Consider the following 25,890-nt stretch of genomic DNA (forward strand, 5'->3'; position numbering starts at 1 on the left):
ACGCCGGGACGGGGGTGTCAGGTCCCCCGGCCCGGCGCCGGTATGGGGTGGGGCGCGCGTCCGGGCGTCAGTCCGGCGCGGACGGCCGTCGGTCCAGTGCCGGCCGCAGCCGCGCGAGCGACGTGAACACATGGCCGCGCATCCCCAGCGCCTCGGCCGCCCGGACGTTGGCCTCCCGGTCGTCGACGAACAGGATGCGCTCGGGCGGCAGGCCGAACGCGGTGCCGCACCACGTATAGGCGCCGGGCTCCGGCTTGGCGTGTCCGATACGGCAGGAGAAGCCCAGGACGGAGAAGCGCTCCAGCCACTCCTGGTGCGCCTCGTAATGCGCCGCCAGTTCCCGCGGAATGTTCGACAGCAGGCCGATGGTGGCGCCGCGGTCCGCCAGGCTCCCGACGAATTCCACCATTTCCCCGTCGACCCGGCTCCAGCTCGCCACATCGGCGGCTATCAGTTCCCCGACGCGTTCCTCGTCGAAACACACCCCGAGGGCGCCGGCGACCTGCCGCCAATATTGCGGCCCGTTCCGGTCCCCTCGGTCATAAGGCTGCCGCAGGCCCCAGTAACTCTCCCAGAAGGCGTCACCGGGAACGCCGGCCGTCCGCTCCAGCCGGTCGCGGGCGGCGGGGGACTGGTGCCGGGCGATCACGCCGAACAGGTCGAAGAGCACCGCGGTCATGGCAGCACCTCACAGACGTCCGCTCGGGGCCGGCCGGGGCGTCTCCGGCCCGTATTCACACAAGTTGCGTGTGAGTACACACTCGGCATGGGTGGATGTCAACCGGCAATGCCGCGGTAGTCCGCGGAGCACAACGGGGGAAAGGCGGGGAAGTCGCACCCATCGTGTTGATGTGCTACATCAGCGACATGAATGTCTCCGAACGCCACCGGTTCATCCTGGCCCTGCTGGCCGAACGCAACCGGGCCTCCGTGGCCGAACTAGCCCGTTCCACCAAGACGTCGGAGATGACCATCCGCCGGGACCTGGAGCTGCTGGAGTCCAGGGGCGCCCTGCGCCGGGTGCACGGCGGCGCCGTCACGGCCCTGCTGAGCGGGGTCGAGCCGCCGTACGCGGTCCGGTCCATGGTCGGCTGCGAGACCAAGGCGAAGCTCGCGGACGTGGTCGTGCGGATGCTCAACGAGGGGGAGACCGTCGCGCTGGACACCGGCACCACGGCCGTCGCCGTCGCGCACGCCATGGCGGGCCGCCGGCTGACCGTCACCCCCCTGTCCCTGCACGCCACGATGCCGCTCGCCGAACACGAGGGCATCCGGCTGCTGCTCCCCGGCGGCCAGGTCCGGCCGGGCGAGCTGTCCTTCTACGGGGAGACGGCGCTGCGCACCTTCGAGGACCTGCGCTACGACACCTTCATCCTCGGCTGCTGCGGCGTGGACGCGTCCAGCGGCGCCACCGCCTACAACCTGGACGACGTGCACGTGAAGCGGGTCGCCGCGCGGGCGGCGCGGCGCATCATCCTGGTGGCCACCGCGGAGAAGCTGGGGCGGGTGGCGCTCGGCCGGATCTGCTCGGTCGAACAGCTCGACGTGGTGGTGACCGACGCGGCCCAGGGCTCTCCCGTGGTCGAGGAGATGCGCGCCGCGGGCGTGAACATCGTGCACGTCTGACGCTCCGCGTCACGGGCCGTGGGCGCGGCGGAGCCCTTACGAACATCTCGCATGTGCGTTATGGTCACTCGTGATGAGTGAATCGACTGGCTCCACCCTCGGGACGCCGCCGTCGCGGCGCTTGCGCACGGCGCGCGCCGGTACCTTCGTGGCCTTCGCGCTGAACGGTTTCGTGATGGGGATGTGGATCGTGCACATCCCCGCGATCGAGCACCGGGTCGGCATCACCCATGCCGTACTGGGCTGGCTGCTGCTCTTCCTGGGCGGCGGCGCCTTCGCGGGTATGCAGGTCTGCGGGGCTCTGGCCGACCGTTTCGGCAGCCGTGCCATCGTGCTGGCCGGTGGCGCGCTGTGCAGCGCCACGGTCGTCCTCCCCGGCCTGGCGGACTCGCCGTGGACCCTGGCGGCGGCCCTGCTGGCACTCGGCTTCGGCAACGGCTGTCTGGACGTCAGCATGAACACCCAGGCTGTTCAGGTCGAGCGGGGATACGGCCGTCCGGTGATGTCGGCCTTTCACGCGGTGTTCTCGGTCGGCGGCGTCATCGCCGCGCTGATCGGCGCCCGCACCCTCGGCTGGGACTGGCGGCCGTCCGCCACCCTCACCGGCGTGGCGGTGGCCGGCGTACTGATCACGCTCGCGCTGGTGCCCTGCCTGCTGCCCCCGGAGAGGTCCGCGCCTGCCGCGACCGGCCCGGAGACGGGGGAGACCGGTGCGGCCCCGGCGACAGCCTCTCCCACCCCGGGAGCCCCCGCCCCGGCCCCAACGGCCAAGCGCCGTACGCCGTCCCAGGTCTGGGTGCTGGGCGTGCTCGCGTTCATGCTCATGCTGTGCGAGGGCGTCGCGAACGACTGGAGCGTGCTCCACCTCAAGGACGTGCTCGACGCTCCCGCCGCGACGGCCGCGCTGGCGTACGGCGGTTTCTCCACCGCCATGACCGTCGGCCGGTTCGTCACCGACCGGGTGGTGGCCCGCTTCGGCCGGGTGTTCGTGGTGCGCTACGGAGCCGGCCTCGCGGCCCTCGGCCTGGCGGTGGCCTCGCTGTCCCCGTGGGTGCCGCTGGCGCTCACCGGCTGGACGTTCTTCGGTATCGGCCTGTCCGGCTGCATTCCGCAGTTCTTCACCGCGGCGGGCAATGTCGATCCGGCGTCGTCCGGGGCGAACGTGTCCAAGGTGGCGGGCATGGGATATGTCGGCATGCTGGCGGGCCCGGCCGTCATCGGGCCGCTCACCCACCTCGTACCCCTGAACGCGGCCTTTTTCCTCCCCGTCGCCTTCTGCGTGGCCGCGTTCTGTGCCGCCGCGGTGCTCCGCCCGGCCCGCGGCGCGGCCACCGCCCCCGAGCCGGCGCCGACCGAGGCATGAACCGCGTCCGTACGGCTGCCGGCGAAGGCACCTGCCTCGCCGACTACCTGGACCCACGGCGAATTCACCCGCGCTTACCGGCCGCCACCAAGGACGAACTCCTCGCGTCCCTGGCCGGCGGCCTGCACACCGCGGGCGTCCTCCGCGATGCCCGCGCCTTCGTCCGCGCGGTGCGCCCGCGCATGACGCGGGGCGCCAGTGGCTTCCACGGCATCGCCCTGCTGTCCGCCCGCGGCCGGTCGGTCGTCGGCCCGGCGGCCGCGTTCGCCCGCGTACCCGCGGACCTCGGCTGGCGCGGCGCCGACGGCCGTGCGGTCCGCGACGTCTTCCTCCTCGCGGCGCCGCACCGACTCCGGGACACCGGGTGCGTCCAGGCGTACGCGGTCCTCGCCCGGCACACCGCCCACCCCGGCTTCCGCCGCCTGCTGGCGGCGGCCCGCACCACCGACGACCTGCACGACCTCTTCCGGCTCGTCCGCTGAACGCGGACGCCGGCCCGGCCCCTGAGAGCCGGTCGCCGAAAGCCGGGCTCCGCGAACGGACCCGTCAGACCGGCCGGGGCGCGTCCGCGGCGGGCTCGCGGGTACGGCGCGCCAGTTCGGTGACCTTGTCCAGGGTGGGTTCCCGGATGATCTCGCCGAGCGAGCCCATGAACCGCTCCTCGCCGTCGGCGCCGACCACCTCGGCGGACACCGCGGCCAGCATCGACAGCAACAGCACCGAACTGCCGCCCAGCTGGTAGAAGTCGGTGGTGCCGGCGATCTCGTCCGAGGGCAGGCCCAGGGTCCGGGACCAGATCCCGGCGACCGAGGCGGTGCACGCGTCCCGGCCGGAGACGTCCACGGTCCGCCGGCCGCGCCGGAACGGGTCCGGCAGGGCGCGCAGGTCCACCTTCCCGTTGATGGTGTACGGAATGGTCTCCACCAGCTCCGTCGCCGACGGCACCATGTACGCCGGCAGCAGCCGCCCCACGTGCCCGGTCAGTTCCGCGACGGTCGCCCCGGGGGCGATCACGTACGCGCACAGCGCCTTGTGCTCCTGACCCGGGCGCGAGCGCGGCACCACCACCGCGGCCTCGACCGCCGGATGGGACTCCAGGGCCTGCGCGATCTCGGCCGGCTCGATCCGGTGCCCGAGCACCTTGACCTGGTCGTCGTCGCGCCCGATGAACTCGATCTCGCCGTCGGGCAGCGCCCGGGCGATGTCGCCGGTGCGGTAGACGCGGGAGCCGTCGGCGAGCCGCACGAACCGCTCCCGGTCGAGGTCGGGGCGGCCCCGGTAGCCGCGCGCCAGCTGTACGCCGCCCAGGTACATCTCGCCCGGCTCGCCCACGGGGGCGAAGCGGTGCTGGGCGTCGAGTACGTACACCGTGCTGTTGTCCGTGGGCGCGCCGACGGGCACCGCGGGGCCGGTGTCGGTGGCCGGGTCGTAGACGTGCTGGGTGAGGACGACGGTGGCCTCGGTCGGGCCGTAGCTGTTGATGATCGCGCAGTCCGGGCCGAAGACCTCCTGGGAGCGCTGGGCGACCGAGCGGCGCAGCTGCTCGCCGATCACCACCACCGAGCGGAAGCCCTCCGGTGCCAGGTCGAGCCGGTTGATCAGGTCCAGGTGGGACGGCGTCAGGAACAGGGCGTCGGCCCTGCAGTGGACGAGGAACTCGCGCAGCAGGGTGTGGCTGACGGCACCGGGGCGCAGCACGGCCGTACCGCCGACCAGCAGGGGCAGCAGGATCGTGTTGCCGGACACGTCGAAGGACAGCGGGGACAGCAGCGGCACCCGGGAGGCGGCGTCGACGCGGAAGTCGCGGACGGCCCACTGCACGTAGTTGGTGAGCCCGCCGTGCTCGATCTGTACGCCCTTGGGCCGGCCGGTCGAACCGGATGTGTAGATCACGTACGCCAGGTCGTCCGGACGTATCTCCACGTCCGTGAGCGGCGGGACGTCCGCTTCCGCCGCCTCTTCCTCCAGTGCCTCGATCACCAGGGGCGCGCACTCCCGCGGCAGGCAGTCCCGCTCGTCGTGCGGGCGCTGCACGAGGCACAGCGGCGCGCCGACATCGCTGAGCACGTCGCGTATCCGGGCGTCGGGCAGATGCGCGTCCAGCGGCAGGTAGGCCGCGCCTGCGCGCAGGACGCCCCAGATCGCGACCATCGCGGAGACCGAGCGCTCGGCGAGCACGCCGACCACCGTCTCCCGCCCGGCGCCGCGGGCCCGCAGCCGCGCCGCGACCGCGGCGGTCCGCTCGGCGAACTCCGCGTAGCTGACCTCGCCTTCGGGGCCGTCCAGCGCGACCGCGCCGGGCGTGGCGGCCACCTGGCGGGTGAACATCTCCACCACGCTCGCCCGGCTCGGCAGCGGACGGGCGGTGTCGTTGCCGGGCCACTGCCGGTGCTCGGCCGGCGACAGCTCCTCCGCCAGCCGGTCCAGCAGCGCGTCGATCCGCCCGGCGGTCTCCGGCGCGTCCCACCAGGAGAGCGTCATCTCGGTACGGCCGTCCACCTCCAGGACGGACACGTCGGGCGCACCGGCCGGGATCGGCCGGGACAGTACGTACGCGGTGTGCGCGGTGAACCGGGGGGTGTGCAGGTCGGCCAGGGAGACCCGGCCGGCGTGGGCCAGCACGGCGTTGGTCGGGAAGAGGCCCTCGCGCCGGGTCTTGTCGTCCAGGGCGGTGACGGCGTCGTTCAGCTCGGCGAGGGTACGGGTGAGCAGGTCGGCGGGGGGTGCCTTACGGGTGGGCTCCCCGTCGGCGATCGCGCGCAGCAGCCGCTCGTGCACCTCCTCCCAGCCCTCGCCGGCCTTGACCTCCAGGTGCACGCCGTGGGACATGTTCGCGGTGGTCCGTGCCTCGGGCTTCAGATGGCGCAGGTCCACCGGGACGAAGAACGCCCCGGTCTCCGGCCCGGCGGCCGCCACGACGGCGGTGGCCAGCTTGGCGACCAGGCCCGGGTGGGTGCCCTGGACGCTGCGCCGCCCGGACACCGAGCGCGCGCGGTCGGCCGTGTCGAGCGGGCCGAGCACCGGGGTCCGGTTGTAGGCGGGCAGGGACAGTTCCTCGACGCCGGACAGGCCGGCCAGCACGTCCGCGCCGCTGAGCGGGTCCGGCGCGCCGACGGGCGCCTCGCCGCGCAGTGCCCGGAAGACCTCCAGGGCCCAGGTCAGCAGGCCCCGGGCGTCCATGACCGCGTGGTCGGCCCGGAAGGAGACGGTGGTGACCGGGCCCTGGACGAGGACGACTTCGCAGGTGGGCGCCTGCGGTCCGGCGAGGGGAGTCTGCAGCTCCGGCAGGCGCAGGACGTCGGCGGGGTCCGTCCCGGGGGCCTGGACGACCCGTACGGCCGCAGGGACGCCGGAGTCGGTCCACGTCTGTCCTTCGCGGACCAGCCGGGCGCCGGGGCAGGCGGCGGAGGCCGTCTCCACCGCGGCGGCCAGCTCCGTCGGGTCGAGCTGTCCGACGCCCTCGACCAGGAACTGGATGGTGGCCGACTGCGCGTCCGGATGACCGGCGAACCACCACTCGATCGGGGATATCGGCCGCTGGAAACCGTGTGGTTCCGCCGGCCGCGCCGCGTCGTTCTGATTGACCTCCGGCATTGCTGCCCGCCTTTCCGGACGTGATGTGCGCAGTGGATACTCCACACGGCGGTGAACTCTGTCAACGATCGCCGAAACGAGTACTGTCCGCCGGTGCGGCGGCAGTTGAATGATTTCCCGGCGCGAAATGCCCCGGCTGCCGGGGCGGCGCGCCGTCCATGGGTCGGTAAGCCGGTGTCGGCATCTGGACGTGCGGCGTGATCCCCATGATCGGACGCGGGTTCGAATCTCTCATCTTTCATCGATGACAAATGTCATGGACGAACGATGGATGATCTCACTGTCGTTCCGTCGGGCGGCAGCCCATCATGGTGGGCAAGGTAATGGCAAGGGACCGACCGAGGTGCCGGAGGCCGGTTTGCGCATGCTCAGCAACGCGGTCCGCGTTGTCCGCGAACGGGAAGTCGCGGGCTTCACGGCGGACGCCGGTCCCCCGCGAAGAGGGGGAGCCGTGGAATCCGTCCGCCGTGAAAACCGCGACCGATGTGCCGCCGGGTTTTCCCCGGCGGGTGGCGCCGTTCCGCTGCGCTTCGATGTGCCGTTGTCGGCGGTGTGCCGAGGTCCGGCGGTCGCGCGCTTTTCCGCTCAGATCAGGCCCTGCGCGAATTCCAGCCACATCGTGGCGTATTCCTTCGCCAGGACGGCCACCGTTTCCGTGCAGTGCGACGGTACCGCCGCGGCGAGTTTGTGCATTCCCGGTTTCGCGTCGGCCGTACGGGACAGCAGGCGCAGCAGCTGCCGGCCGTCCTCCTTGAGCCGCAGGGAGGGGTCCCGCAGCAGCTTCTCCAGGCGGGCCCGTGGGTCGGACAGCTCCGCCCGGGCGTCCTGGCCGTCGGGTTTCCCGATGTCCAGCAGGGCGTCCAGGGCGGACGGGGCCGGTCTTTCCTGGTTGTTGCCCGTGTCGGAGGTGTCCGCCTTCCGCGCGGGTACGGGCAGTTCACCGGAGGCGAGCCGCTTGCGCACGTCGCTGACCGTCGCCGGGGAGATGCCCGCGAGCCGGGCCACCTCGCGCAGGGACGCCTGCGGGTTCTCGGCGATGAGCGCGGCGGCCCGCTCGCGGCCCTCCACGTTGCTCAGGGGGTGAACCCTGCCGTCCCTGCCGATACGTGCCTTCGGCTGCGGCGCCGCGCCGGCCAGCTTCCGCCGCAGGACGGCCACCGACTTCGCGTTGAGCCCAGACGCGTGGGCGATCGCCCGGTCGGACATCTGCGGATGGGACCGGATGATGCGCTCGACCGCGGACCGGCGGTCTTCCTGGGACAGCGGAAGCCCATGTCTGACGTTCGCCTGCACGGCCCGCAGAAACGCCTCTTCGCCGGTGCCGTCGAAGAACTCGACGTCGATGACCTCCTGGCCGCGTACCGCGGCGGCCAGCAGACGGTGCATTCCGTCGATCACTCGCATGGTGCGGGCGTCGACGAGCAGTGGCGGCAGTGGCGTGTCCAGCTCCGCGAGCCGGGCCACGTGTTCGGCGTCCTCCCCGTTCAGGCGCGGGGAGTCGCCGGGCAGGAGTGAGGTGAGCGGAACGGACGCAACCGGGCGTTGGTGATTTCCGGCCGAAACCGCCGCTCTGGCGAAACTGACGACTTCTCCCTCTTGTCCGGATTCAAGTGGGTGCGCACTGAGATGCTGTAAAGACGCATTCAAGACCGAAGTCATCTCCCCCGAGAGTGAGTCAGCAGGAACGATTATTGCGCAGGTGGTAATCGAACCTCTTGTTTGTAAGCTGCACCGATGTTACCGGTGCGCACTTCCTTTGTCGTGGCCCCGATCCTGGTGTGCGCCGGTTTTCACGGACTCTTTGCCCGATGCCAACCACCGGGCCGGGCCTGTCGATTAACCCTTTCAAGGCAGCGCGGATTTCGCGACCGTACGGGCCCGTGACGTGCACGGCCCGGCGAGGGCACGTATCCGCAGGAAAGGTGCGGCTGCCTACATGACCTCGCCCCTCCTTCCCCTCGCTGCCCGGACACGTTGGCCCAGGCATTCGTCGTGCGCTACAGCCAGCCACGCTCGTCCGCTACGCGAAGCGCCTCCATCCGATTGCGGGTCTGGGTTTTGGTGGTGGCCGCCGACAGGTAATTACGGACGGTCCCTTCGGACAGGTAGAGGTTGGCCGCGATCTCGGCCACCGTGGCGCCGGAGCGCGCGGCGATCAGCACGTCGCGCTCTCTGGCGGTGAGCGGCGACTCGCCCGCCGCCAGCGTCGCCACGGCCAGCGCCGGGTCCACGACGCGCTCGCCCTGCGTCACCCGGCGGATGGCGTCCGCGAGCACCTCGACGGGGGCGTCCTTGACCACGAAGCCGACGGCGCCGGCCTCCATGGCCCGGCGCAGATAGCCCGCGCGTCCGAACGTGGTGAGGATGACCACGCGGCAGTCCGGTACTTGTTTGGCAAGTACCGCCGCCGCGGCCAGCCCGTCGAGCCCGGGCATCTCGATGTCGAGCAGCGCCACGTCCGGCCGGGCCGTACGGGCCGCGTCGACGATCTCGTCGCCCCGGCCGACGGAGGCCACGACGTCGAAGTCCTCCTCCAGCCCCAACAGGGCGCACAGCGCCTGGCGGATCAGTGCCTGGTCATCGGCGAGCAGCAGACGGATCGTCATGGCAGAGCGGCCACCGTTTCTTCGAGCGACACCCGCAGCCGCCAGCCCCGCGGGCTCACCGGCCCGGCCTCCACCCGGCCGCCCGCCGCCGCGACCCGCTCCCGCAGGCCGGACAGACCGTTGCCGTACGGGGCGGAGCTGCCCACACCGTCGTCGCGGACTTCCACTTCCAGGGCCGAGAGCGTGACCGTGCACCGGCTGGCGCGGGCATGGCGCGCCACGTTGGTCAGGCCTTCGCGTACCACCCAGCCGAACAGTTCCTGGTGGGAGGCGTCCACCAGGTCGGTCGCCGTGGGCAGGTCGGCGGTGACGCCCGAGGCCCGCAGCAACTCCCGGCCGCGGGCCAGCTCGTTGACGAGCGTGACCTCCCGGTAGCCGGAGACCGCGGCCCGCACGTCGGCGAGCGCCTGCCGGGTCAGCGTCTCCACCTCGGTGATCTCGGGAAGCGCACGGGAGCCCTCGCCCGCGGCGAGCCGGCGCGCGAGCGCGCTCTTGACCGTGATGGCGGTGAGCGAATGGCCGAGCAGGTCGTGCAGGTCCCGGGCGATCCGGGCGCGCTCGGCCTCCGACGCCAGCCGCGCCACCTCGGCCCGCGCCTCGACCAGGGAGCGGTTGGCGCGGGCGATCTCGGAGAAGGCGTACACGGTCAGGGAGGTGAAGACGATCGCCAGGGCCTGGCCCCAGCCGGGCCCGTCGTGCCACGAGTGCACCAGGCACGGGACGACGAGGCTGGCGAGCGCGCAGGCCGCCACGGTCAGCGCCACATAGCGCCGTACGAAGACCGCCGCCATCGAGACGATGACCGCGCACAGGAAGAAGGCGTCGGTCCGGGCGAACGGCAGGGCCGCGAGGAACAGCGCGCCCATGGCGCCGAGCATCAGCCAGAACGGGAGCCAGGCGAGCCGCGCGGCCGAGGCGCCGGCGAGCGCGCAGCAACAGCAGAACCCGGCGACGATCAGGTATCCGGCGACGGCGTCCGCGCCGTGTGAGTACTCTGGGATTCCCGCCGCCGTCACCAAGGGGAAGACGAGCATTCCGGCGGCCAGCACCAAGCGCCGCCACCCCCGCGACCAGCGCTCCGGGGTGACGGCCGACCAGTCGCCCGGCGGCCTCATGCTTTCGTGGGTCACAGCACGCTACCGTCCTTGCCATCGGGTGTGCGGCTGCCGCCGCGCCGTCCCTCCACGGTATCCACTGCCTGCGACCCGTCCGTGATCAAGGGGTGGCGACCGGCCCCGAACCGCGGCCACCTGCGCGGGGTGTTGGCGTGCACGTACGGCGTGAGGCGTGACAGCGGGCGCCGCGCCCGGCCGGCGGGCGTCGCGGCCCCGGGCGGGGCGGGCCGCTCCTTTACCCGTACGACCGCCTGTCTGGCAATCCGCTCGGCATCGCGGACGCCGTGCACCCCCGTACGGCTGTGGGGGAGCCGGCTGCCGCGGCCACTTGCCGGACCAGGGAGTTCTCCGTTCACGGTGGCCATGATGGCCGAGCCGACCCGGCCCTGACAGTGATATCCCCCATCGCTCGATCATGACTTTTGTCATGGGTGGAAGATCGTTTAGCGGGGTGATCGTCAGGAGTACAGACCGCGGGCGGCCCGCGACGGCGTCGGCGTTCAGGTGCGGCACCGCGTCAGCTGAACACCCACCGGACCGGCGGCCGACGCGCAAGAGGTGTGTGACGCAGGGGCCTTGAGGGCCGGCCGGGCGGCCGGGGCACCCCGGCGCCGGACCACGAACGCCTTCCCTGGTCACGGTGGCCCAAACAGCGGGTGTGCCGGTAGAAACTTGGCGGAACTCCTAGTTCCTGACCCCCACAGCCCACGGGGAACCGCCCGGGAATCCCCCTCTCAACTCCTTTACGCATACGACCGATGGCGCGGGAATCCCGTGCCGCCGGCCATCGCCATTGATGACGCCGGCGTGACACCGTCGGGCCGGCGCGCGCACCGTCACGCAAGTGCTCGCGACTGCTGCGCACCGGCAGGCGGCGATGACCTCGGTAAGGCAGTACACACATTTCCGCACTGGCAAGAGTCGGCGCGTCACGGACTGGTGGATAAATGGCGAACGAAGAACGGCTTCGCGATTACCTCAAACTGGTTACCGCGAATTTGCGGCAGGCTCGCCGGCGCCTGCGCGTGGTGGAGGAGCGCAGCCAGGAACCCCTCGCGATCGTGGGCATGGGCTGTCGTTTTCCCGGCGGGGTCAACGCCCCGGAACAGCTGTGGGACCTGCTCACCGCGGGCACGGACGCGATCTCGGCCTTCCCGCAGGACCGGGGCTGGGACGCGGCCGGGCTGTACGAACCGGACCCGGCGCAGAGCCCGTACGCCCGGCAGGGCGGATTCCTCCACGACGTCGCGGAGTTCGACGCGGACTTCTTCGGGATCAGCCCGCGTGAGGCGCTGGCGATGGACCCCCAGCAGCGGCTGATGCTGGAGGTGTCCTGGGAGGCGCTGGAACGGGCCGGAATCGACCCGGCGACGCTGAGCGGCTCCCAGGCCGGCGTGTTCACCGGCGCCTACTCCTCCGGATACGGCACGGGCCCGCAGCCCGAGTCCGAGAAGGTGGACGGGCACCTGCTCACCGGAACCGCGACCAGCGTGCTGTCGGGCCGCGTCGCGTACACGCTGGGCGTCGAGGGCCCGGCCGTCACGGTGGACACCGCCTGCTCGTCCTCGCTGGTGGCGCTGCATCTGGCCTGCCAGGCGCTGCGGGCGGGCGAGTGCACGATGGCGCTGGCCGGCGGTGTGACGGTGATGGCGACCCCGCAGATGTTCGCCGAGTTCTCCCGTCAGCGGGGTCTCGCGGCGGACGGCCGGTGCAAGGCGTTCTCGGCCGACGCGGACGGCACCGGCTGGGCCGAGGGCGTCGGCGTACTCGTCGTCGAGCGGCTGTCGGACGCGCGGCGCAACGGGCACGACGTACTGGCGGTGATCCGGGGCAGCGCCGTCAACCAGGACGGCGCCAGCAACGGTCTGACCGCCCCGAACGGCCCGTCCCAGCAGCGCGTCATCCGCGCCGCACTGGCCAACGCCCGCGTGCAGGCGGACGAAGTGGACGTGGTGGAGGCGCACGGCACCGGCACCGCCCTCGGCGACCCGATCGAGGCCCAGGCGCTCCTGGCGACGTACGGGCAGGAGCGGCCCGAGGACCGCCCGGTGTGGCTGGGCTCGCTGAAGTCGAACATCGGGCACACCCAGGCGGCCGCGGGCGTGGCCGGCGTCATGAAGACGGTGCTGGCGCTCCAGCACGGCGAGCTGCCGCGCACCCTGCACGCCGACGAGCCGACGCCGCACGTGAACTGGTCCGCGGGCCAGGTGCGGCTGCTGTCCCGGCCGGTGGCCTGGCCCGCGGGCGGCCGCCCCCGGCGGGCCGGCGTCTCGGCGTTCGGCATCAGCGGCACCAACGCCCACGTCATCGTCGAGGAGGCGCCTGCCGCCACCGCGCCGACGGCGGGCGACGCCGACCCCCAGGACGACGCCGAGGACGGCCACGACACGGCCGCGGGCCACGACGCCGCTGCCGGGGAGCCGTCGCTGCCGGTGCTGTCGGGCGCTGCGGCACACGCCTGGCCGGTGTCCGGGCACAGCGCGGAGAGTCTGGCGGCACAGGCGGCGCGCCTGCGGGAGTTCGCGCTGTCCCGTACGGAACTGGAACCGGCCGACGTGGCCTGGTCGCTGGCGACCACCCGCACGGCGTTCGAGCACCGGGCCGTGGTGACCGGCGCGGACACCGGGGACCTGGCGGCCGGGCTGGCCGCCGTCGCCACGGGACGGCCCGCTCCCGGCGTGGTCTCGGGAACGCTGCCGTCGGGCGATGTGGGCCAGGTGGCGTTCGTCTTCCCGGGGCAGGGGAGTCAGTGGCTGGGGATGGGGCGCGAACTGCGGGCCTGCTCCCCGGTGTTCGCGGCCCGTCTGGCCGAGTGTGGCCAGGCCCTGTCCCCGTACGTGGACTGGTCGCTGGACGATGTGCTGTCCGGAGCCGAGGGCGCGCCGGAGCTGGAAACAGCCGACGTGGTGCAGCCCGCGCTGTGGGCGGTCATGGTCTCCCTGGCGGCGGTGTGGCAGGCGGCCGGAGTCACGCCGGACGCGGTGGTCGGCCACTCGCAGGGCGAGATCGCCGCCGCCTGCGTCGCCGGTGCCCTGTCACTGGACGACGGCGCGCGCGTCGTGGCCCTGCGCTCCCGCGCACTCACTGCTCTCGCCGGCCGCGGTGGCATGCTGTCGGTGGCCGAGCCCGCGGACCGCGTACGCGACCGGATCACCGCCTGGGCCGACCGGGTGTCCGTGGCGGTGGTCAACGGGCCCGCGGCGACCGTGGTGTCCGGTGAACCGGCGGCCCTGGAGGAGCTGGCCGCGGCGTGCGAGGCGGACGGCGTCCGCGCCCGCATGATCCCCGTGGACTACGCCTCCCACAGCCCCCAGGTCGACGCCCTCGAACAGGAGATCCTCGACGCCCTGGAGGGCATCAAGCCCACCGAGGCCCACACCCCGATGATCTCCGCGATGAGCGGGGAGATGCTCGCCGGTCCGGAGCTGGACCCGTCGTACTGGTACGCCAGCCTGCGCGCCCCGGTCGAGTTCGACCGCGCCATCCGGGCCCTCGCCCGGACCGGACACCGCGCCTTCGTCGAGGTGTCCCCGCACCCCGTGCTGACCGCAGCGGTCACCGACACGGTCGAGGACGCCGGGACGTCCGCCTCGCTGATCACGGGGACGCTGCGCCGTGACGACGGCGGCGCGGACCGCCTCCTCGCCTCCCTCGCCGAGGCCCACGTGCGCGGCATCGCCGTGGACTGGACGGCGGTACGGGAGCCCGGACAGTGGACCGCCCTGCCCACGTACGCCTTCCGGCGCCGCCGCTACTGGCTGCGGCCCGCGGCACCGGGCACGTCCACCGGAGACCGGCCGGACACCGCTGTCAGCGCCGCGGAGGCCGAGTTCTGGGCCGCGGTCGAAGAGGGCAACCTGCGGGCGCTCGCCGACGCGCTGGCGATCGACGAGCAGCGGCCGTTCGACCAGGTGGTGCCCGCGTTGGCGTCGTGGCGGCGTCGGGAGCGGGACGATTCGGCGGTGGCGGACTGGCGGTACCGGGTGACGTGGGTGCCGGTCAGCGAGCCGGGTTCGGCGGTGTTGTCGGGTACGTGGCTGGTTGTGGCGGCCGCGGGTCAGGCGGATGCCGAGCTCGTACGGGGTTGTGTGCGGGCGTTGTCGGCCCGTGGCGGCGAGGCCGTCCTCGTGGAGGTGGCCGGGGGCGGGGCGGACCGCGTGGCGCTGGCGGAGCGGCTCACCGCAGCCGTCGCCGATGGGGCCGAACCGGCCGGTGTCGTCTCGCTGCTGGCACTGGACGAGACGCCGCTGACGGACGTCCCCGTGGTGAACCAGGGCCTGGCCGGGACGCTGGGCCTGGTGCAGGCCCTCGGCGACACGGACATCACCGCCCCGCTGTGGCTGCTGACCCGGGGCGCGGTCGCGACCGGCCCGTCCGAGACGCTGACCAGCCCCGTACAGGCGCAGGTCTGGGGCCTGGGCCGGGTCGTCGGCCTCGAACACCCCGACCGCTGGGGCGGCCTGATCGACCTGCCGCCTACCTGGGACGACCGCACCGCCACCCGCTTCTGCGCCCTCCTCACCGACGGCACGGAGGACCAGACCGCCCTGCGCGGCGCCGGGATCACCGCACGCCGCCTGGTACGGGCCGAGCCCCGCGCGGCCGTTCACGGAGCCTGGGCGCCGCGCGGCACCGTACTGGTCACCGGAGGCACCGGATCGATCGCCTGCCACCTCGGCCCCTGGCTGGCCGGACACGGCACCGAGCGGGCCGTGCTGACCAGCCGCTCCGGACCGGCCGCCGCGGGCGTCGCGGCGCTCGCCGCGCAGCTGGCCTCGGCCGGCACCCACGTGGAGGTGGTGGCGTGCGACGTCGCCCGGCGCGCCGACGTGGCCGGGCTGCTGGACCGTATCGCCGCCGACGGACCGCCCCTGTCCTCGGTGCTGCACACCGCCACCGCGTTCCACCTGACGCGCCTGGAGGACACCGGCCTGGCGGAGCTGGCCGCTTCGCTGGATGCCAAGGTTGCGGGCGCGATGTGGCTGGACGAGCTGACCGCGGACCTGGACCTGGACGCGTTCGTCCTGTTCTCCTCCATCGCCGCCGCCTGGGGCAGCAACGAGCACGCCGCGTACGCGGCGGCCAACGCGTTCCTCGACGCGCTGGCGGAGCGCCGCCGCGCCCGCGGGCAGGCGGCGACCTCGGTGGGCTGGGGAGTGTGGGACACCGGCGCCTGGGCCATGGCCGACGCGGAGGCGGAGGACAGGCCGGGCAGCGTGACCCCGGCCCGGCTCCTGCGGCAGGGCACCCGCTTCCTGGAGCCCGGACGGGCCCTGGCGGTGCTCGGGCAGGTCCTCGCGGACGACGAGACGTACCTCGCCGTCGCCGACATGGACTGGGCGCGGTTCGCGCCGGTGTTCGGCGCCGCCCGGCCGCGGCCCCTGCTGGAGCGGATACCCGAGGCCCGGCAGGAGCGGACCACGCAGCCCGCCGCGACCGCCGCCGCGGACGGCACCGGCGAACTGGCGCAGCGGCTGGCCGGCCTGCCGCAGGCGGAGCGGGAACGGGAGGTCACCGACCTGGTCCGGACGCACGCCGCCGCCGTGCTCGGCCACACCTCCGCCGACGCCGTGGAGCCGTCCAGGGCCTTCAAGGAACTGGGCTTCGACTCGCTGACCGCGGTCGAACTGCGGGAACGGCTCAACACGGCGACCGGCCTGCGGCTCGCCTCCACGGTGGTCTTCGACTATCCGGCCCCGGCGGCACTGGCCCGGCAGATCGTCGGCCGGCTGCTGGGCGTCACCGAGGCGGCGGCCCCGCCCGTACCCGTACCGGCGGGCGACCCGGAGGAGCCCATCGCGATCGTCGGCATGGGCTGCCGCTTCCCGGGCGGCGTGGACAGCCCGCAGCGGCTGTGGGAGGTACTGGCCGCGGGCGAGGAGACCCTCTCCGCCTTCCCCGCCGACCGCGGCTGGAACGTCGGCGGACTCTTCGACCCGGACCCCGACAACCCGGGCACCTCGTACGTCCGGCACGGCGGCTTCCTGCACGACGGCGCGGAGTTCGACGCGGGCTTCTTCGGCATCAGCCCGCGCGAGGCCACCGCGATGGACCCCCAGCAGCGGCTGCTCCTGGAAGTCTCCTGGGAAGCGGTGGAACGGGCCGGCATCGACCCGGAGTCGCTGCGCGGCTCCCGTACCGGAGTCTTCGCCGGAGCGACCCAGACCGGCTACGGCACGGGCCGGGCCGACGGGGACGGCGGCGCCGAGGGCTACCTCGTCACCGGCAACTCCGGCAGTGTGATCTCCGGCCGGGTCGCCTACGCCTTCGGGCTGGAGGGCCCCGCCGTCACGGTGGACACCGCCTGCTCCTCCGCGCTGGTGGCCCTGCACCAGGCCTGCCAGGCGCTGCGCTCCGGCGAGTGCGGCATGGCGCTGGCCGGCGGTGTGATGGTGATGGGCTCGCCGAGCCAGTTCGTGGGCTTCTCCCGGCAGCGCGGGCTGTCCGTCGACGGCCGCTGCCGGGCGTTCTCCGCCGACGCCGACGGCATGGGCCTGTCCGAGGGCGCGGGCGTGGTGGTGGTCGAGCGGCTGTCGGACGCCCGGCGCAACGGCCACCAGGTCCTCGCCGTCATCCGGGGCAGCGCCATGAACCAGGACGGCGCGTCCAACGGCCTGACCGCCCCCAACGGCCCCCAGCAGCAACGGGTCATCCAGGCCGCCCTGGCCAACGCCCGGCTGACGGCGGACGCCGTGGACGCCGTGGAGGCGCACGGCACCGGCACCACCCTGGGCGACCCGATCGAGGCCCAGGCCCTGCTGGCCACGTACGGGCAGCAGCGGCCCGCGGACCGCCCGGTGTGGCTCGGCTCGCTCAAGTCGAACATCGGCCACACCCAGACCGCCGCGGGAGTGGCGGGCCTGATGAAGATGGTGCTGGCGCTCCAGAACGCCGAGCTGCCGCGCACGCTGCACGCCGACGAACCGACCCCGCACGTCGACTGGTCGGCGGGCGCCGTACGGCTGCTGAGCGAGCCCGTGCCGTGGCCGGCGGGCGAACGGACGCGCCGGGCCGGTGTGTCGGCCTTCGGCATGAGCGGCACCAACGTGCACTTCATCATCGAGGAGGCCCCGGCCGCCGCCCCGGCCACGCAGACGGACGCCACGGACACGGCGGACGCCACGGACACGGCGGCCGAGGCACCGGAGCCGGTCCTGGCACCGGGCACCGCGACCGTGCCGTGGCTCGTCTCCGCCCGCACCGCGGACGGCCTCGCCGCCCAGGCCGACCGGCTCCGCGAGTTCGCCCTCGCCCGGCCGGAACTGCGGCCCGCCGATATTGCCTGGTCGCTGCTGACCACCCGTACGGCGTTCGAGCACCGGGCCGTCGTGACCGGCACCGGCCACGCGGAGCTGACGGCGGGCCTGGCCGCGGCGGCCACCGGCCGACGCGCCCCCGGCGTGGTCACGGGCACCGCCCCCACGGGCGGCACCGGCCGGGTGGCGTTCGTCTTCCCCGGCCAGGGCACCCAGTGGCTGGGCATGGGACGCGAACTGCTGGCGGACTCCCCGCTGTTCGCGGCCCGGATGGCCGAGTGCGGCCGGGCCCTCGCCCCGTACGTCGACTGGTCCCTGGAAGACGTGCTCACCGGCGCCGACGGCGCACCCGGCCTGGAGACCGCGGACGTGGTCCAGCCGGTGCTGTGGGCGGTGATGGTGTCCCTGGCCGCGGTCTGGCAGGCGGCCGGGATCACCCCCGACGCCGTGATCGGCCACAGCCAGGGCGAGATCGCCGCCGCCTGCGTCGCGGGCATCCTGACCCTCGACGACGCGGCCCGCGTGGTCGCCCTGCGCTCCCGCGCCCTGAGCGCCCTGAACGCCCGGGGCGGCATGCTCTCCGTCGTGATGCCCGACGCGGCCGTACGGGACCTCCTCGCCCCCTGGGGCGAGAAGCTCTCGGTCGCCGCCGTCAACGGACCCGCGACCACGGTGGTCTCCGGGGACCCCGAGTCCCTGACGGAATTCGAGGCGGAGCTCTCCCGCCGCCGCGTCATGCGCTGGCGCATTCCCGCCACCGACTTCGTGGCGCACTCCGCCCGCGTGGAGGAGATCGCCGGCCCCCTGGCCGACTCCCTGGCCGGCATCGCCCCCGGGCCCGGCCGCATCCCCCTGTACTCGACGGTCGAGTGCCGCCGGATGGACGGCACCGAGCTGGACGCCGGCTACTGGTACGCCAACGTCCGCCGCACCGTCCGCTTCGCCGAAACCGTCCTCGCCCTCGCCCGCGACGGTCACCGCACCTTCGTGGAGATCTCCGCGCACCCGGTGCTGACCGCCGCGATCACGGAGACCGCCGAGGACGCCGGCCTGGCCGCCCCGCTCGTCACCGCGACGCTGGAACGCGACAACGGCGGCGCCCGGCGCCTGCTGGCCTCCCTGGCCGAAGCCCACGCGGGCGGCCTCGCCGTCGACTGGGCGGCCGTGCTGGAGCACGGGCAGCAGGTCGACCTGCCCACGTACGCCTTCCAGCGCAGCCGGTACTGGCTGCAGTCCGCCGCCGCGGTCCCCCCGGCCGCCGGCGGGACGACGGACACGGAAGGAGCGGGCACCGAGGCCGAGCACCGGTTCTGGACCGCGGTCCAGGACGGCGACCTCCCGGAACTGGCCGCCACCCTGGCCATCGACGACCAGCGGCCGCTGGGCGAGGTCGTACCGGCGCTGGCGTCGTGGTGGCGCCGGGAGCGCGCCGACTCGGTGGTGTCGGGCTGGCGCTACCAGGTGACGTGGTCGACGGTGACCGAACCCGCACCGCGCCCCCTGTCCGGGACCTGGCTGGTCGTGGCGCCCGCCGGGCAGTCCGACGAGCCCTCGGTGCAGCGGTGCGTACGGGCGCTGGCCGACCGCGGGGCCGAGGTCGTCGTGGCCGGGATCGGCGCGGACGCACTCGACCGCGACGCGCTGGCCACCCGTATCCGGCACACCCTGACCGCAACCGTCAAGGACGACGCAACCGCCGAGGACGGAACGGCCGCCACCCCACCCCAACTGCCGCCGGTGGCCGGCGTCCTGTCCCTCCTGGCGCTGGACGCCACCCCCACGCCGGACTTCCCGGCCGTCACCGCGGGCCTGGCCGGCACGCTCGGCCTCGTCCAGGCACTGGGCGACACGGGCCTCACCGCCCCGCTGTGGGTGCTCACCGAAGGAGCCGTCACCACGGCCCCGGGCGAGGCACCGGCCGGCCCGGCACAGGCGCAGGTCTGGGGCCTGGGCCGGGTCGCGGGCCTGGAACACCCCGACCGCTGGGGCGGACTGCTCGACCTGCCCGCGGCATGGGACGGGCGCACCGCCGCCCGGCTGTGCGCCGTCCTGGCCGGCTGCGACGAGGACCAGCTCGCCATCCGCGCCACGGGCGTCCTCGCCCGACGGCTGGCACACGCCCCGCAGGCCCGCGAGGTACGGCCGTGGACGCCCCGCGGCACCACGCTGATCACCGGCGGCACCGGGGCCATCGGCGGCCACCTGGCCCGCCGGCTGGCCGGCGACGGCGCCCCGCGCGTCGTCCTCACCAGCCGCTCCGGGCCCGCCGCGGCCGGTGCCGCCGCACTGGCCGCCGAACTCGCCGCCAACGGCACCCGGGTGGACGTCCTCGCCTGCGACACCGCCCGGCGCGCCGACATCGCCGGGACACTGCACCGCATCGGGGCCGACGGCCCGCCCCTGACCACCGTCATGCACGCCGCAGGCCAGGTCGACGACGGCGTACTGGACCGGCTGAACACCGCCCGGCTTGCCAACACGCTCGGCCCCAAGGCCGCCGGCGCCGTCTGGCTCGACGAACTCACCACCGAACTGGGCCTGGACCTGGACGCGTTCGTCCTCTTCTCCTCGACCTCCGCCACCTTCGGCAGCGGCGGCCAGGGCAACTACGCCGCCGCCAACGCCTTCCTGGACGGCCTCGCCGAGGACCGCCGCGCCCGCGGCCTGCCCGCCGTGTCGCTGGCCTGGGGCCCCTGGGACGGCGCCGGACTCGGCCAGGCCAGCGAGGGCGCCCGTACGCGGCTGCGCCGCAACCGCTGGGAAGTCCTGATGGACCCGGAGCTGGCGGTCCGCGTGGTCGGCCAGGCGCTGCGGGACCCCGACACCGTCACGCAGACCGTGATGGAGGTCGACTGGCACCAGATGGCGACCGCCCCCGGCGCCGAGGATCTGCGCAGGACCCCGTTCATGCGGGACATCCCCGAGGTCCGCAGGCTCGCCCCGGCGGCCGTGGCCACCGTCGCGGACGACAGCGCACGGCCCGACGGCGAACTCGCCCGGCAGCTCACGGGCCTGCGCCGCTCCGAGCAGGCCCGCAGGCTGACCGACCTGATCCGGGCCGAGGCCGCCATGGTGATGGGCTACCCCTCCCTGGACGCCGTCGAGCCCGACCGGGCCTTCAGCGAACTCGGCCTCGACTCGCTCACCTCCGTGGAACTGCGCAACCGGCTCATCACCGTCACCGGCCTGCAACTGCCCACCACCCTGCTCTTCGACTACCCGGACCCCCTCGTGCTGGCCGACTACCTGCGGACCCGACTGCTCGGCGACGGCACCGACCAGGACACCGCCCGGCCCCCGTCCCAGGCACCGTCCCCGGCGGCCGTCGCGGACGGCGAGCCGATCGCCGTCGTCGCCATGGGCTGCCGCTTCCCCGGCGGCGTCCGCAGCCCCGAAGACCTGTGGGAGCTGCTCACCACCGGCACGGACGCGATCTCCGGCTTCCCCGCCGACCGCGGCTGGGACATCGAGACCCTGTACGACCCGGACCCGGACAGCGCGGGCACGTCCTACGTCCGGCACGGCGGGTTCCTGCACGACGCGCCGGAGTTCGACGCCGGCTTCTTCGGCATCAGCCCGCGCGAGGCGGTGGCCATGGACCCGCAGCAGCGGATGCTGCTGGAGGTCTCCTGGGAGGCGCTGGAGCGGGCCGGTCTCGACCCGGCGGGCCTGCGCGGCTCACCGACCGGCGTGTTCGTCGGCGGATACATGTCGGCGTACGAGTCCATCGGCCGCCACGGCGGCGAAGGCCTCGAAGGACACCTGATGACCGGCAACGCGACCAGCGTCCTCTCCGGCCGGGTGGCCTACGCCCTCGGCCTGGAGGGCCCCGCGATGACGGTGGACACCGCGTGCTCGTCCTCGCTGGTGGCGCTGCACCAGGCGTGCCAGGCGCTGCGCGCGGGGGAGTGCACGATGGCCCTGGCCGGCGGCGTGACGATCATGTCCACGCCCCGCGACCTGGTCTGGTTCTCCCGGCAGCGCGGACTGGCCCTCGACGGACGCTGCAAGGCGTTCTCGGCCGGTGCCGACGGCATGGGCATGGCCGAGGGCGTCGGCATGGTGGTCGTCGAGCGGCTGTCGGACGCGCGGCGCAACGGGCACGAGATCCTGGCGGTGATCCGGGGCAGCGCCGTCAACCAGGACGGCGCCAGCAACGGTCTGACCGCCCCGAACGGCCCGTCCCAGCAGCGCGTCATCCGCGCCGCACTGGCCGGCGCGCGCCTGTCGGCGGGCGAGGTGGACGTGGTGGAGGCGCACGGCACCGGCACCGAACTGGGCGACCCGATCGAGGCGCAGGCCCTGCTGGCGACCTACGGCCAGGAGCGTCCCGAGGACCGGCCGGTGTGGCTGGGCTCGCTCAAGTCGAACATCGGGCATACCCAGGCGGCCGCGGGCGTGGCGGGCGTCATGAAGATGGTGCTGGCGATGCGCCACGGCGTGCTGCCGCGCACGCTGCACGCGGAGGAGCCGTCGCCGCACGTGGACTGGTCGGCGGGCGGGATGCGGCTGCTGACCGAGGCGCGGCCGTGGTCGGCGGACGGACGTCCGCGGCGGGCTGGCGTGTCCGGATTCGGGATGAGCGGCACCAACGCGCATGTGATCGTGGAGGAGGCGCCTCGGGAAGAGGGGCTCGGTGACTCTGCTGGTACCGGTGCCGCCCCGGGTGCGACGGCGGTGGTGTCGGGGCCGGGCGTGACGGCGTGGCCGGTCTCCGGGCGGTCGGCCGCGGGGCTGGCGGCGCAGGCGGGCAGGCTGCGGGAGTTCGCCCTCTCCCGTACGGACCTCGAACCGGCCGACGTGGCGTGGTCGCTGGCAACGACACGGTCGGTGTTCGAGCACCGGGCCGTGGTCGTGGGCGCGGACCGGGCGGAGCTCGCGGCCGGGCTGGCCGCGGCGGCCACGGGACGGCCCGCTGCGGGTGTGGTGTCGGGCACGGCCGCGTCCGGTGGCGCCGGGCCCACGGTGTTCGTCTTCCCGGGGCAGGGGAGCCAGTGGCTGGGCATGGGCAGCGAACTGCGCTTGTCGTGCCCGGTGTTCGCGGCACGGCTGGACGAATGCGCCCGGGCGCTGTCCCCGTACGTGGACTGGTCGCTGGACGAGGTCCTGGCGGGCGCGCCGGGCGCACCCGCGCTGGAGACCGCGGACGTGGTGCAGCCCGCGCTGTGGGCGGTCATGGTGTCCCTCGCCGCCGTCTGGCAGGCGGCCGGAGTCACCCCCGACGCCGTCCTGGGCCACAGCCAGGGCGAGATCGCCGCCGCCTGCGTCGCCGGGGCGCTGTCCCTGGAGGACGGGGCACGCGTCGCGGCCCTGCGCGCCCAGGCACTGACGGCGTTGGCGGACCAGGGCGGCATGCTGTCGGTGGCCGAGCCGGCGGACCGCGTACGGGACCGGATCACCGCCTGGGCCGAACGCCTGTCGGTCGCGGCGGTCAACGGGCCGTCGGCGACCGTGGTGTCCGGCGACCCCGCCGCCCTGGAGGAGCTGGCCGCGGCGTGCGAGGCGGACGGCGTCCGCGCCCGCCTGGTCGCGGTGGACTACGCCTCGCACAGCTTCCAGGTCGACACCCTGGAACAGGAGATCCTCGGCGCGCTGGAGGGCATCTCACCGACGGAGGCCGCGATTCCGATCGTGTCGTCGATGAGCGGTGCGACGCTGGCCGGCCCGGAGCTGGACCCGTCGTACTGGTACGCCAGCCTGCGCGCGACGGTGGAGTTCGACCGCGCCGTCCGCGCGCTGGTGGCGGACGGCCACCGGGCCTTCGTCGAGGTGTCCCCGCACCCGGTGCTGACCGCCGCGATGACCGAGACGGCCGAGGACGCCGGCGCGTCCGGCCTGGCGATCACGGGGACCCTGCGGCGCGACGACGGCGGCGCGGACCGCCTCCTGGCCTCGCTGGCCGAGGCCCACGCGCACGGCATCGGCGTGGACTGGACGGCGGTGCTGGAGCCCGGCCAGCGGGTCGATCTGCCCACCTACGCCTTCCAGCGGCAGCGGTACTGGCCGCAGGCCCCGCAGAGCCCCGCTCCCGCCCCGCACGGCACGGCCGGCGCGGATGACGCCGCGACGGCGGCGGAGGCCCGGTTCTGGGCCGCCGTGGAGGGCGGCAACCTGCGGGAGATCACCGACACACTGGCCGTCCATGAACAGCAGTCCCTGAGCGACCTGCTTCCGGCGCTGGCGTCGTGGCGGCGTCGGGAGCGGGACGATTCGGCGGTGGCGGACTGGCGGTACCGGGTGACGTGGGTGCCGGTCAGCGAGCCGGACTCGGCGGTGTTGTCGGGTACGTGGCTGGTTGTGGCGGCCGCCGGTCAGGCGGATGCCGAGCCCGTACGGGGTTGTGTGCGGGCGTTGTCGGCCCGGGGCGCCGAGGCCGTCCTCGTGGAGGTGGCCGAGGGCGGGACGGACCGCGTGGCGCTGGCGGAGCGGCTCACCGCAGCCGTGCCCGATGGGGCCGAACCGGCCGGTGTCGTCTCGCTGCTGGCACTGGACGAGACGCTGGACGACACGCCGCTGACGGACGCCTCCGTGGTGAACCAGGGCCTGGCCGGGACGCTGACCCTGGTCCAGGCGCTCGGCGACGCCGGGATCGAGGCGCCGCTCTGGCTGCTGACGCAGGGCGCGGTCGCGACCGGCTCGGGCGAGGCGCTGACCAGTCCCGTGCAGGCGCAGGTCTGGGGCCTGGGCCGGGTCGTCGGCCTGGAACACCCCGACCGCTGGGGTGGCCTGATCGACCTGCCGCCGGCCTGGGACGACCGCACCGCCACCCGCTTCTGCGCCCTCCTCGCCGACGGCACGGAGGACCAGACCGCGCTGCGCCCGGCAGGCGCCATGGCCCGCCGCCTCGTACGGGCTCCGCGCCCCACGAACGGCCGGGAGCGCTGGACGCCGCGCGGCACCGTACTGATCACCGGTGGCACGGGCGTGATCGGCGGACACGTGGCCCGGTGGGCGGCCGGGCGGGGCGCCGAGCGCGTGGTGCTGACCGGCCAGGACGGCCCGGCCGCGCCCGGCACGGCGGCACTGGCCGCGAAGCTGGCGGCGAGCGGCAGCCGGGTCGAGGTGACGGCGTGCGACATCGCACGACGTACGGAACTCGCCGGGGTGCTGGCGGGCATCGCGGCGGACGGCCCGGCGCTGACCGCGGTGCTGCACACGGCCGGCGTGGGGCAGGCCACCGCCGTGGCCGACACCACCCTGGCCGAGCAGGCCGCGGTGATGGAGGCCAAGACCCTGGGCGCCCGCGGGCTCGACGAACTGACCGCGGACCTGGACCTGGACGCGTTCGTCCTCTTCTCCTCCATCGCCGCGACGTGGGGCAGCGGTCTCCAGCCCGGATACGCCGCGGGCAACGCCTACCTGGACGCGCTGGCCGAGAGCCGCCGCGCCCGCGGACGCGTGGCGCAGTCGGTGGCCTGGGGCGTCTGGGAGGGCGCCGGCTCCGGGGCGGGTCAGGCCGGGGCACAGTCCCGGCGGCACGGGCTGCGTGCGATGGCGCCGGACCTGGCACTCCAGGCCCTGGCCCAGATCCTCGACGGAAAGGAAGAGGCGGTCACGGTCGCGGATGTCGACTGGGAGCGTTTCGCACCGACCTTCACCCTGCGCCGCCCGAGCCCGCTGATCGGGTCCCTGGCCGAAGTGCGGCAGGCGCTCGCCGAGGCCGCCGACACCGGGGCACACGGCGGCGGTACGGAGTCGCGGCACGAGCTGGCGCAGCGGCTGACCGGCCTCTCCCGCACCGAGCAGGACCGGCTGCTGGCCGAACTCGTCCGCGCCGAGGCCGCCGCGGTCCTGGGCCACGCGTCCGCGAAGGACATCGGGCGCGACACGGCTTTCGGCAACCTCGGATTCGATTCGCTGACATCGGTGGAACTGCGCAACCGGCTCAACAGCGCCACCGGCGCGAAACTGCCCGCAACCCTGGTGTTCGACTACCCGACCCCCGTCGCCCTGGCCGGTCATCTCCTGACGGTCCTCACCGGAGGCGGCGCCGAGGAATCCCTGCCCGTACTCGCAGAACTCGACAAGGTGGAATCCCTGCTCTCCGGAGCGGCCGTCGAGGGTACCGATCCGGCCCGAATCACGGCTAAGCTGGAGGCAGTTGTGGCGAAATGGAAAGAGATCCGGGAACGTACGGACGAGTTCGCCGTCACCGATCAGCTCGAATCGTCGTCCGATGACGAGGTCTTCGACTTCATCGGAAAAGAGTTCGGTATCTACTGAACCGACATGTCGGCGTTTTGACGCTTCGAGAATTCGACGATCCAGCGATTCGATGCTGTTCGCGATGCGCGGTCCCAGCCGGCCGCCGGCGGCCCTTCCGATGAGGT

At 73.9% G+C, this 25,890-nt stretch carries 8 protein-coding genes and 1 pseudogene; 4 read left to right on the forward strand and 5 right to left on the reverse strand.

Annotated features, from left to right (window positions below):
* Positions 1–67: 67 nt before the first annotated feature.
* Positions 68–679 (reverse strand): HAD family hydrolase, encoded by a 612-nt coding sequence (locus tag ACFV57_RS31850; RefSeq protein WP_385239318.1) that lies wholly within the window; start codon positions 677–679, stop codon positions 68–70.
* A gap of 188 nt (positions 680–867) precedes the next feature.
* On the opposite strand from ACFV57_RS31850, the gene ACFV57_RS31855 reads away from it, so the two are divergent.
* The 3 genes from ACFV57_RS31855 to ACFV57_RS31865 all read left to right on the forward strand — a co-directional run bounded on the left by ACFV57_RS31855 (position 868) and on the right by ACFV57_RS31865 (position 3,471).
* The gene (locus ACFV57_RS31855) at positions 868–1,626 is read left to right on the forward strand and encodes a DeoR/GlpR family DNA-binding transcription regulator (protein ID WP_385239320.1); all 759 of its coding nucleotides are present in this window, start codon (positions 868–870) and stop codon (positions 1,624–1,626) included.
* Between the two features lie 73 nt (positions 1,627–1,699).
* On the forward strand, positions 1,700–2,989 hold the full coding sequence (locus ACFV57_RS31860; RefSeq protein ID WP_385239322.1) for an MFS transporter: 1,290 nt from the start codon (positions 1,700–1,702) through the stop codon (positions 2,987–2,989).
* A complete protein-coding gene (locus tag ACFV57_RS31865; protein ID WP_385239324.1) occupies positions 2,986–3,471 on the forward strand; it encodes a PTS sugar transporter subunit IIA in 486 nt (161 codons plus the stop codon). Before ACFV57_RS31860 ends, ACFV57_RS31865 begins: the two co-directional genes overlap by 4 nt.
* A gap of 64 nt (positions 3,472–3,535) precedes the next feature.
* On the opposite strand, the gene ACFV57_RS31870 is transcribed toward ACFV57_RS31865, so the two are convergent.
* From ACFV57_RS31870 to ACFV57_RS31885, 4 genes are all read right to left on the reverse strand, one after another.
* Positions 3,536–6,583 (reverse strand): non-ribosomal peptide synthetase, encoded by a 3,048-nt coding sequence (locus tag ACFV57_RS31870; protein WP_385239326.1) that lies wholly within the window; start codon positions 6,581–6,583, stop codon positions 3,536–3,538.
* Between the two features lie 585 nt (positions 6,584–7,168).
* Positions 7,169–8,047 carry a transcriptional regulator gene (locus tag ACFV57_RS31875; protein WP_385239328.1) on the reverse strand — a complete coding sequence of 293 codons (879 nt, stop codon included), beginning with the start codon at positions 8,045–8,047 and terminating at the stop codon, positions 7,169–7,171.
* 533 nt (positions 8,048–8,580) lie between these two features.
* Positions 8,581–9,189, reverse strand: coding sequence for a response regulator transcription factor (locus ACFV57_RS31880; protein WP_385239330.1), 609 nt, complete (start codon positions 9,187–9,189; stop codon positions 8,581–8,583).
* Complete coding sequence (locus ACFV57_RS31885; protein WP_385239332.1) at positions 9,186–10,319, reverse strand: sensor histidine kinase; 1,134 nt, start codon at positions 10,317–10,319, stop codon at positions 9,186–9,188. The genes ACFV57_RS31880 and ACFV57_RS31885 overlap by 4 nt, the downstream gene beginning before the upstream one ends.
* Before the next feature lie 932 nt (positions 10,320–11,251).
* Here ACFV57_RS31885 and ACFV57_RS31890 point away from each other — a divergent pair.
* Positions 11,252–25,783: pseudogene (locus tag ACFV57_RS31890) on the forward strand (type I polyketide synthase); the annotation flags it as partial.
* Positions 25,784–25,890: the final 107 nt, after the last annotated feature.

Origin of the sequence: Streptomyces sp. NPDC059788 (assembly GCF_042732265.1) — a bacterium.
Taxonomy (GTDB): Bacteria; Actinomycetota; Actinomycetes; order Streptomycetales; family Streptomycetaceae; genus Streptomyces.

What these genes read in the sequence shown, in the direction of transcription:
- ACFV57_RS31880 (WP_385239330.1), bottom strand. Translation starts at nt 9,189, where the DNA reads ATGACGATCCGTCTGCTGCTCGCCGATGACCAGGCACTGATCCGCCAG.
- ACFV57_RS31860 (WP_385239322.1), top strand. Translation starts at nt 1,700, where the DNA reads ATGAGTGAATCGACTGGCTCCACCCTCGGGACGCCGCCGTCGCGGCGC.
- ACFV57_RS31850 (WP_385239318.1), bottom strand. Translation starts at nt 679, where the DNA reads ATGACCGCGGTGCTCTTCGACCTGTTCGGCGTGATCGCCCGGCACCAG.
- ACFV57_RS31855 (WP_385239320.1), top strand. Translation starts at nt 868, where the DNA reads ATGAATGTCTCCGAACGCCACCGGTTCATCCTGGCCCTGCTGGCCGAA.
- ACFV57_RS31870 (WP_385239326.1), bottom strand. Translation starts at nt 6,583, where the DNA reads ATGCCGGAGGTCAATCAGAACGACGCGGCGCGGCCGGCGGAACCACAC.
- ACFV57_RS31865 (WP_385239324.1), top strand. Translation starts at nt 2,986, where the DNA reads ATGAACCGCGTCCGTACGGCTGCCGGCGAAGGCACCTGCCTCGCCGAC.